Genomic DNA, 1,643 nt, shown 5'->3' with positions numbered 1-1,643 from the left:
CCCTGGCGTGGGGCCCCTGGGAGCACGACGCAGGCATGGCGTCGGCGCAGCTCAGAAAGGCCCAGCCCAGGGAGGCCCCGCTCAAAGAGGCGGCGACGCGGAGCGGTGACGTGCTGCGCGCCCTCTCCGTACGGGACGGCCTGGCACTCTTCGACGCGGCGGTACGCGACGGTGGCCCCGTCCTGGCGCCGATGCGGCTCGACCGGGGCGCCCTGCGGTCCGCGCGAGGCCCGCTGCCACCACTCCTGCGGGGGCTGTCGCGTCCCCGTCGGCCGGTGGCCGAGGCAAGCGCGGGCTCGGAGGCGGGCACGGGAACCGGCTCGGGGCCGGGAGCGCCCGCCGACGCCCCGGAGATGCTGGAGCCGGGCGCCTGGCGGAGGCTCCTGGCCGAACTCCCCTCCGCCCGGCGCGCGGAGGTGCTCGCGGAGCTGATGCGGGCGGACGTGGCCGCCGTGCTCGGGTATCCGAGCGCCGACGCGTTGCCCGTCGGCAGGACCTTCGACGAGCTGGGCTTCGACTCGCTGATGGCGGTGCAGGTCCGCAACCGGCTCAGCCTCGCGCTACGGCTCCGGCTCTCCGCGGCCGTGGTGTTCGAGCACCCCACCGCCGACGGCCTGGCCCGCCACGTGCTGGACCTCCTCGACGACCTCCCGGAGCCGACGGCCGCCGGTGAACCCGACGCGCCGACGCTTACGACACCCGGCGCGACCCCCGACCCAACAGCCGGTACGACACCCGGCGCGACCCCCGACCCCACACCCTGCGCCACACCCAGCGCGACACCCGACCCCACACTCGACGCGACAGCCGGCGCGACACCCGGCGCGACACCCGCCCCGGCCCCCGTCAGGTCACCAGGGGCGACTCCCGGAACAACGCTCCCAGGCAACCCCGAGCCGTCAGGTGTGCGCCCCGTGCAGAGCCTCTCCTCCCTCTACCGGCGGGTGTGCGAGGCGGGTCAGGTGGTCGCCGCGATGCACATGCTGGTCACCGCGTCCTGGGCCGTACCGACGTTCGACGCGTCCGATGCCCGGCGGCACGCGCTGCCGCCACTGCGGCGGGCCGCGGGCTCCGGTGACGGCCCGGTCGTGGTGTTCCTCGACGNNCCACGACCGCTTCCGGGGCGACCTGGACGTGTGGGAGCTCCGGCATCCCGGTGTCGACGAGGGTCCGGCCGTACCGGCGGACCTGGGGACGCTGGCCCGTACGCACGCGGAGACGCTGCTGGGGCTGGTGGGCGACCGGCCTTTCGTGGTCGTCGGCTCGTCCACAGGTGGCGCCGTCGCGCATCTCGTGACCCGGCGGTTGGAGGCGACGGGGGCGGCCCCGGCCGGCCTGGTCCTGCTGGACACCTACCGTGTCGACCGGGACAACCGCGGCACGGAGTGGCTGCTGGCGCTGCCTGCCGCTCTCGCCCCGCGGCTGACCGGGGGCCAGTCGACCGGGGACGACGACAGCGCCGTCGCCGCGATGGGCGCGTACACACGCATGTTCATGGACTGGGAGCCGGAACCCGTCGCCACCCCGACCCTGCTGGTCCGGGCCACGGAGCCGACGCCGCGGATGGCGGCGGGCGCCGACGGGGACGGCTGGCGAACGTCGTGGCCGCTGCCGCACGACACGGTCGACGTCCCCGGCGACCA

General features: G+C 75.9%; 1 protein-coding gene and 1 pseudogene. Both read left to right on the top strand.

Going from position 1 to position 1,643, the window contains the following annotated elements:
* Positions 1–35: 35 nt before the first annotated feature.
* Positions 36–1,104: pseudogene (locus AOK15_RS48690) on the top strand (acyl carrier protein); the annotation flags it as partial.
* 30 nt (positions 1,105–1,134) lie between these two features.
* A partial coding sequence (locus AOK15_RS45975; RefSeq protein WP_240508842.1) for a thioesterase domain-containing protein occupies positions 1,135–1,643 on the top strand: 509 nt, incomplete at its 3' end.

The sequence above is a fragment of the Streptomyces ossamyceticus genome, assembly GCF_001418475.1.
In the GTDB taxonomy this organism is placed as follows: Bacteria; Actinomycetota; Actinomycetes; order Streptomycetales; family Streptomycetaceae; genus Streptomyces; species Streptomyces ossamyceticus.
The sequence above is the reverse complement of the archived record's forward strand: the minus strand, read 5'-3'. Positions and strand labels throughout refer to the sequence as shown.